This window comes from Segniliparus sp. (assembly GCF_051660745.1).
In the GTDB taxonomy this organism is placed as follows: domain Bacteria; phylum Actinomycetota; class Actinomycetes; order Mycobacteriales; family Mycobacteriaceae; genus Segniliparus.
The window spans coordinates 42945-50417 of sequence record NZ_JBOFQF010000046.1 but is presented as its reverse complement, the minus strand read 5'-3'; the positions used below and the strand labels follow the sequence as shown (position 1 = coordinate 50417).

The 7473-nt window shown below is 67.8% G+C and carries 7 protein-coding genes; 2 read left to right on the top strand and 5 right to left on the bottom strand.

Annotated features, from left to right (window positions below; translation table 11 throughout):
* Window positions 1-43 precede the first annotated feature (43 nt).
* The 5 genes from qcrB to ACRC20_RS17310 form a co-directional block, all read right to left on the bottom strand.
* Window positions 44-1723 carry a cytochrome bc1 complex cytochrome b subunit gene (gene qcrB / locus ACRC20_RS17330; RefSeq protein ID WP_438687640.1) on the bottom strand — a complete coding sequence of 560 codons (1680 nt, stop codon included), beginning with the start codon at window positions 1721-1723 and terminating at the stop codon, window positions 44-46.
* The gene (qcrA, locus tag ACRC20_RS17325; RefSeq protein ID WP_438687639.1) at window positions 1720-2874 is read right to left on the bottom strand and encodes a cytochrome bc1 complex Rieske iron-sulfur subunit; all 1155 of its coding nucleotides are present in this window, start codon (window positions 2872-2874) and stop codon (window positions 1720-1722) included. The genes qcrB and qcrA overlap by 4 nt, the downstream gene beginning before the upstream one ends.
* The gene (gene qcrC, locus ACRC20_RS17320) at window positions 2871-3776 is read right to left on the bottom strand and encodes a cytochrome bc1 complex diheme cytochrome c subunit (RefSeq protein ID WP_438687638.1); all 906 of its coding nucleotides are present in this window, start codon (window positions 3774-3776) and stop codon (window positions 2871-2873) included. Before qcrC ends, qcrA begins: the two co-directional genes overlap by 4 nt.
* A 17-nt stretch (window positions 3777-3793) precedes the next feature.
* Window positions 3794-4423, bottom strand: coding sequence for an aa3-type cytochrome oxidase subunit III (gene ctaE / locus ACRC20_RS17315; RefSeq protein ID WP_438687637.1), 630 nt, complete (start codon window positions 4421-4423; stop codon window positions 3794-3796).
* Window positions 4424-4502: 79 nt separating this feature from the next.
* Window positions 4503-4877: a DUF1304 domain-containing protein gene (locus ACRC20_RS17310; protein WP_438687636.1), complete on the bottom strand. Its 375-nt coding sequence runs from the start codon at window positions 4875-4877 to the stop codon at window positions 4503-4505.
* A 55-nt stretch (window positions 4878-4932) separates the two neighbouring features.
* Here ACRC20_RS17310 and trpD point away from each other — a divergent pair, with 55 nt between their 5' ends.
* Together trpD and ACRC20_RS17300 are read left to right on the top strand one after the other, a co-directional pair.
* A complete protein-coding gene (gene trpD, locus ACRC20_RS17305) occupies window positions 4933-6024 on the top strand; it encodes an anthranilate phosphoribosyltransferase (protein ID WP_438687635.1) in 1092 nt (363 codons plus the stop codon).
* Between the two features lie 272 nt (window positions 6025-6296).
* Window positions 6297-7457: an NlpC/P60 family protein gene (locus ACRC20_RS17300; RefSeq protein ID WP_438687634.1), complete on the top strand. Its 1161-nt coding sequence runs from the start codon at window positions 6297-6299 to the stop codon at window positions 7455-7457.
* Window positions 7458-7473: the final 16 nt, after the last annotated feature.

The window sequence follows — 7473 nt, the reverse complement described above, 5'->3', positions numbered from 1 at the left end:
CCCCGGTCGAATTCGACCGGGGCCCCTTCCGTTGATGCGGGGATCAGTGCTCGCTATGCCCTGCGCCGATCTCGGCAGGCGCGTGCTGGCCGTTGGCGTTCTCCTCCTGGAGCTGGCGGACGGCCTCAAGGGCGCGGTGCTCGGAGTCGTGCTCCGCGGCGACCAGAGCCTCGCTCTCGGAGGCCGGGTCGGCCGTGAAGAAGGAGCCCTTGCCGGGAGCGCCCGCGCTGCCCAGCTGGTTCATCTTCTTCGGGACGGCCGCGCCCTGGTACTCGAGCGGCACAGCGTGGCCGTGCTCGTCCACCGGGCCGAGCGGCTGGTGCACCTCGATGTACTCGCCGTGGGGGAGGCGGCGCAGGATGCCGGTCTCGATGCCGTGCTCGAGGACCGCGCGGTCGCTGCGCTGCAGGCCGAGGCAGAACCGGTACGTCGCGTAGTAGGCGATGATCGGCCCGACCACGAGAGCGATCCGGAAGAACCACGTCGTCGCGTTCAGCGAGATGTCGAACTTCAGCGCGAGGATGTCGTTGCCGCACGCCGCGGTGAGGAGGACGAAGACGGTGAACATCATCGCGCCGACACCGGTGCGGACGGGGGTGTCCCGAGGGCGTTGCAGGATGTTGTGGTGCGCCTTGTCGCCGGTGAACTTCTGCTCGAGGAACGGCCACGCGACCAGGAGGGTGATGAAGACGCCGAGGAACAGCGCGGCGAACCCTGCCTGCGGGATGGTGTGGCCGAAGCCGTAGAACTCCCAGGCGGGCCAGATGCGCAGCAGGCCGTCGGTCCAGCCCAGGTACCAGTCCGGCTGCGAGCCGGCGGACACCTGTGCGGGGTTGTAGGGGCCCAGCGTCCAGACCGGGTTGATCTGGAAGATACCGCTCATGATCGCCAGCACGCCGAAGACCAGGGCGAAGAACGCGCCGCCCTTCAGGGCGAAGACCGGAAGGATGCGCACGCCGACGACGTTGTTCTCGGTGCGTCCGGGGCCGGGGAACTGGGTGTGCTTCTGGTACCAGACCAGCGCCAGGTGGACGCCGATGAGCGCCATGATGATGCCGGGGAAGATGAGCACGTGCAGGATGTAGAGGCGGGGGATGATGACGTCGCCGGGGAAGTCGCCGCCGTACAGGCCCCAGTGCACCCAGGTGCCGATGACGGGCAGGCCAAGCACGATGCCGGACATGGCGGCGCGGATGCCGGTGCCGGAGAGCAGGTCGTCCGGCAGGCCGTAGCCGAAGTAGCCCTCGAACATCGAGATGAGGAACAGGCCGCAGCCGATCAGCCAGTTCGCCTCACGCGGGCGGCGGAACGCGCCGGTGAAGAAGATGCGCATCATGTGCACGAGCATGGAGGCCAGGAACAGGAGCGCGGCCCAGTGGTGGATCTGGCGCATGAAGAGGCCGCCGCGCACCTCGAAGGAGAGGTCGAGCGTGCTGGCGAACGCCTCGGTCATCCGCACGCCGGAGAGCGGCTGGTAGACGCCGTGGTAGACGGTCTCGGCCATCGACGGCTTGAAGAACAGCGTGAGGTACACCCCGGAGAGGATCAGGATGACGAAGCTGTACAGGGCGATCTCGCCGAGCATGAACGACCAGTGGGTCGGGAAGACCTTGTTGATCTGGCGGCGCATGCCCGCAGACAGGTGGTAGCGCTTGTCCGCCTCTTCCAGCTGCTTGGGGAACTTCACAGCGGGGTTCACAACGGTATCGACAGTGCTGGTCATGATCTACGCTCCCAGAACGCTGGTCCGACAGGTTCGATGTAGTCGCCGTTCGCGACGAGGTAGCCCTCTTCGTTCACAGTGATGGGCAACTGGGCGAGCGCCCGGGCCGCCGGGCCGAAGATCGGCTTCCCGTAATGCAGGGCGTCGAACTGCGACTGGTGGCAGGGGCAGAGGATGCGGTTGGTCTGCTGCTCGTACAGCGAGGTCGGGCAGCCGACGTGCGAGCACACCTTGGTGTAGGCGTAGTACTCGCCGAAGTTGAAGGTCTCCTGGCCCTTGCGCTTGACGACGCGGGCCGCGTCCTCCGGGCGCAGGCGGATGAGCATGACCGGGTTGCGGATCCCGTGGAACGACTCGAAAAGCCGCTCTCGGGACTCCTCGGTCTCGCCCTTGCCGTCGGACTCGCGCCACGGAAAGACGGTCTCCATGCCGCCGGAGGCGAGGTCCTCGGGCTTGACGAACTGCACCGAGTAGATGTCCTGCGGCGTGTAGCGGCGCAGGTAGATCGTCTTGCCCTCTTCGCCCTTGCGCGGGGTCCAGCCGGTGTGCCAGAGGTCCGAGTCGTTCCCCTTGGCCCACGGGTTCTTGATGATGCCGCCGAGGAACAGCACCCCCGCGCCGGTCGCGAACAAGCCGCCGCTGAACACCAGGGCCCGCTTGATCGTCGTGCGCCGGGAGATGGTGGAGGTCTGGAGCGAGTCGCTCAAGAGCGCGGCGAAGGTGAGCTTGTCCACCGGCTGGGAGCCGCCGTCGTGACGGTCCTGGACGGCGATCTCCTCGGGGATGAACCGCTTCGTGTAGACGATCGCGCCGATGCCGATGGAGAGGATCGACACGCCCAGGGTGATGCCGATGAGCGGCGTCTCCCAGGTGTACGCGGCGTATCCGGACTCGCCGGGGCCCGCGTACTCCCAGTGTCCGAAGAGGAAGACTCCGAGCAGGGCGATGGCGGCGAAGCCGCCGAGGAGGAGCCAGAAGGCCACGAGCCGCTCGGCCCGCTTCTCGGCCTTCGTGCCGGGCACGGCCCAACGCTCCTCGCGGTGCAGGAGGCGGACGCCGTCCTTGGCGAGGCCGAGGGTGACGAGCTCGTCACGGCTCATCTGCCCGAGCTCTTCGGGGGTGGGGTCGGGTGTTTGTGGAGCGTTGCTCATGTGCGGGATCCAATCCACATCGCGATGCCGAGGAGGGCGACGACGCCGACGAACGCCATGGCCGCGCCCTCAGAGACCGGCCCGAGGCCGCCGAGGTCGTATCCGCCCTGGGAGTTGCTCTCCGTGGCGGACTTGATGTAAGCGATGATGTCTTTTTTGGCCTCGGGGGAGAGCTGGCCGTCGGAGAACTTCGGCATGTTCTGCGGGCCGGTGAGCATGGCGGTGTAGATCTGCTGCTCGTTCGGGTCGTCCAAAGCCGGGGCGAACTTGCCGGAGGAAAGGGCGCCGCCCCGTCCGGTGTAGTTGTGGCAGGAGGCGCAGTTCATCCGGAACAGCTCGCCGCCACGGGCGATGGACTCTTTGTCCTTCCCGCGCAGCGACTCCTGGGCGATGATCTTGTTGCCCTCGGCGTCGAGCTTGAAGCTCCCGTCCGGGTTCTTCTCGTAGACCACCGACGGGCCCTCGCCGAACGACTCGACGTACGCGCTGACCGCTTCGATCTGCTTCTCGTCCCAGTCGGTCTGCTTGCGCTTGATCTGCGCCTCGTTGCGGGCCGCGGGCATGCGGCCGGAGGACACCTGGAAGTAGACGGCCGCGTTGCCGACGCCGATGAGGCTGGGCCCCTGGTTCTGGACGCCTTCGAGGTTCGCGCCGTGGCAGGTGATACAGGAGGTCTCGTACAGCTGCTTGCCGTCCCGGATCAACGAGAGGTCTTTCTCGTCGGCCCTCGCGACCTGCGCCTGCGGGGTCAGCAGGGTGGTGGCGAAGCCAGCGGCGACCAAGCCGGAGAAAATAACGGCTCCGCTGCGGGCGCGGCGGCGGAACTTGCCGCGCGCGCGCTGCTCGTCACCGCCCTCGGCGGAGCGTCGGGAGGCGCCTATCAGGCGGGAGAGGGGTTTCACTCGTGCTTCCTACTTCTCTACTTCACAAAGTAAATCGTGGCGAACAGTGCGATCCAGACGACGTCGACGAAGTGCCAGTAGTAAGACACCACGATCGCGGACGTCGCTTGGGCGGGGGTGAACTTGCTCATCTTGGTCCGGGCCAGGAGCAAGACGAAGGCAACGAGGCCGCCGATGACGTGCAGCCCGTGGAAGCCTGTGGTGATGAAGAAGACCGAGCCGTACGCGCTGGAGTCGAGGCGTGTGCCCTCGCTGTAGAGGTTCGTGTACTCGTAGCCCTGGCCGAGCACGAAGAACGTGCCCATGACCAACGTCAAGGTGTACCAGCGGCGAAGTCCGAACACGTCGCCCTTCTCCGCGGCGAACACGCCGAACTGGCAGGTGAACGACGACAGGATGAGGACCGTCGTGACCGGGATCGCCAAGAAGAGGTTGAGGTGCGTCGGTTCTGGCGGCCAGTTCTTGTGACCGTCCAGCGCGGGAGCCTGGCCCGCTCGGGTCACGAAGTACATGGCGAAAAGGCCTGCGAAGAACATCAGCTCGCTGGAAAGCCAGACAATGGTTCCGACACTGACCATGTTGGGCCTGTTGAGCGAGTGAACTCGGCTCGCGATGGCCGCGTGCGAAGGGGCTGCCGCGCTCGTCATGTGGATCAGTATGACACCCCGTAGTAGCTCCGTGGCCAAGGGGGTCGGATAGAGCCGGGGAAAAGTTCCGGGCGACTTCTTATGCGGGCAAAAGAGCCCACAAGGCCAGGGCGATGGTCGCGAACGCCGCTTGCGACACGGCCGCCCGCAGGTAGGAGAGCCCGGTGCTGAGCAGGACCAAAGCGGCTCCGACGATGCACGACAGGGCGAACACGACGAGGATTTCGCCCTGCGCCCTCGGGGCGGCGAGGCCGACGAAAATGCCGATGGCGAGGAAGAGGTTGTAGAAGCCTTGGTTGTAGGCCATGGGCTTGATCACATCGGCGTCTTCCGCCGAGCGCACGCCGAACCGGCCGTAGATCTGAGGCTTGGACCACAGCACGCTCTCCATGAGGAAGATGGCGACGTGCAAGAGGGCCGCGAGTGCGGCGAAGATTTCGAACGCGATGAACATCCCTGCATCGTAGGCAGTCTGCGGGGTTGCGGCCAGGCCCGGCTACGATCACGCTGTGTCGTCCCCCGGTCAATCCTCTCTCTCCTGGCCCGCGCTCCTGCGCGAACTGTTCGCCCGTCGCGAGCTTTCCGCAGGCCAGGCGCAATGGGCGATGGGGGAGATCATGGCAGGCCGGGCCGCCCAGTCGCAGATCGGCGCGTTCGCGGCGGCGCTCACGACGAAAGGCCCCACCGCTGCGGAGCTGACGGGCCTCGCCGAGGCGATGCGCGAGCGCGCGGTGCGGCTCGACGTCGACCGCTCGTGCGTCGACCTGGTCGGCACGGGCGGCGACGGGCTCGGCACCGCGAACATCTCCACCATCTCTGCCGTGGTGGCCGCCGCGTGCGGCGTCCCCGTGGTCAAGCACGGCTCGCGGGCGGCCTCGTCGAACTGCGGCTCGGCGGACGTGCTGGAAGCGCTGGGGGTGCGGATCGAGCTCGGGCCCGAGGATTTGGCGAGGTGTGTGGCGGAGATCGGGATCGGCTTCTGCTTCGCGCCGAGCTACCACCCTTCCTTGCGCGAGGTCGCGCCCGTGCGCCGGGAGCTCCGCGTCCCCACGGTGTTCAACGTCTTGGGCCCGCTCGCCAATCCGGCCCGCCCGAGGTTCGGGCTCGTGGGCTGCTCGTGGGAGCCCCTCGCGGAGGCGATGGCCGAAGTCTTCGCCAGCCGGGGCGACCGGGTGGCCGTGGTCCGAGGCGCGGACGGGCTCGACGAGCTCACCACCACGGGAGAGAACAGCGTGTGGCTCGCCGAAGACGGCAAGGTGGCGAGGCTCGGCCTCGACGCGGCGGACTTCGGCGTGCCGAGGGCGCGGATCGGCCAGTTGCGCGGCGGCGACAACGCGGCAGAGGGGGCGATGTTGGTCACAGCGGTCCTCGAGCCGCAAGCGCGGCCCCAGCCCGCTTCGGGCCCGGCGCCCGATTGGGATATAGGGGCGATCCGCGACGTGGTCCGCTGGAACGCGGCCACGGCCATCGCCGTGGCGAAGGGGCGGACCCTCGACCAGGCCGGGATCGGCGAGAGCCTCCGCGAGGCAGGAGGGGCGCTCGAAAGCGGCTCGGCGGCGGCGCTGTTGCGCCGGTGGGTCGAATTTTGCGCGGCCCTCTGAAAAATTCCGGTAAGATTTGTTGTCCCCTGAGCAGGGCCGAGGTGCGGGCATATAGCCGACACGGGGCTCTTGGAGTGGACAGGGCGGCTGTCGTTTCGTACTCTGTGTCGAGACGTACACCAAAATGTTATCTCGCGACGGCGCCGGAAGCCGTCATTCTGCCCCTTGCGCGAAGCAGGATCGCAAAGATCCCGAGGGCGGAACAGGGATCCGATGACTGGAGGTCGTAGGTGCTGGACTCGGCAAGTGGGACGCCATTGCGTCAGGGGACCGTGGCAGGTCGCGGTTCTGTCTCGCAACGGCTCGCGCGTCGGCTGTCTGCGGCGCTTCTCGCCGCCGCCGTGGCCGCGACCTTCTCGGTGGCGAGCGCATGGTCGGATCCGGCCGACCCCGTCGCCCAGCTGCGCGCCCTCGCCCGCCAGTCGGAGCAGACCGAAGAGGCCCAGTACCAGGCCATGACGGACCTGAACGCCGCGCACGCAGCCCGTGCGCAGGCGCAGAGCCGCCTCGCCGAGGACCAAGGCAAAGAAGAGCAGGCCAAAGCGGACATCGAGCGGTACCAGGGCGTCGTGGACGCGTTCGTCGAGACCGCTTACAACGGCGTCCGGCTCAACGAGGTGTACGCCCTGCTGGTGAGCAAGTCTCCCGGCCAGCTCCTGGACCAGATGTCCGACATCAAGGCCATCGCGGCCGACGTGCAGGAAAAGGTGACCAGCTACAAGGCCGCCCACGCGAAGGCGCAGCAGGCGGCGGCGGAGACCGCCCAGGCGCTCGACACGGCGAAGGCCGCCGAGCAGCGCGCGATGGCGAAGCGGGCCGAGCTGCAGGCGAAGGAAGCCCAGCTGCAGCAGCAGATCGCGGCGATCAAGGACCAGTACACCCGGTTGACCCCGCAGCAGCTCCACGACTTCAGCGTCAGCCCGATGGAGGGCGCCGCCCCGCAGCCGAACGCGGCTCCCCAGGCGCAAGTGCTCCCGCCCGAGGCGGACGAGTCGGTTCCCGCCGCGCCCCAGCCGAAGAAGCAAGAAGCGGCTCCGCGTCCTCCTGAGTCTTCCGACGCGCCCGAGCAGCAGGCCGCCGACACCGCGAAGGGCCGGGCCGTGCAGGCTGCGCTCAGCCGGGTCGGCAGGCCGTACGTCTGGGGCGGTTCCGGCCCGGGCGTGTTCGACTGCTCCGGCCTCATCATGTGGTCCTACCAGCAGGTCGGCCGTTCGCTTCCGCACTCCAGCAATGCCCAGGACGGGCTCGGCAGGCACATCGGGCGCGGCGAGCTGCAGCCCGGCGACCTCGTGACCTACTACTCGGGCGTCTCGCACGTCGCGATGTACATCGGCAACGGGATGGTCGTCCACGCGCCGACCTTCGGCCAGCCGGTGACCGTCGCGCCGATCGACGCCGCAGGCCCGGTGCACGCGTTCGTCCGGATGGGCTGAGCGCGGATTCGCCTCG

Coding starts and splice junctions, on each gene's coding strand:
- qcrB (WP_438687640.1), bottom strand. CDS start 1,723: ATGACCAGCACTGTCGATACCGTTGTGAACCCCGCTGTGAAGTTCCCC.
- qcrA (WP_438687639.1), bottom strand. CDS start 2,874: ATGAGCAACGCTCCACAAACACCCGACCCCACCCCCGAAGAGCTCGGG.
- ctaE (WP_438687637.1), bottom strand. CDS start 4,423: ATGACGAGCGCGGCAGCCCCTTCGCACGCGGCCATCGCGAGCCGAGTT.
- ACRC20_RS17310 (WP_438687636.1), bottom strand. CDS start 4,877: ATGTTCATCGCGTTCGAAATCTTCGCCGCACTCGCGGCCCTCTTGCAC.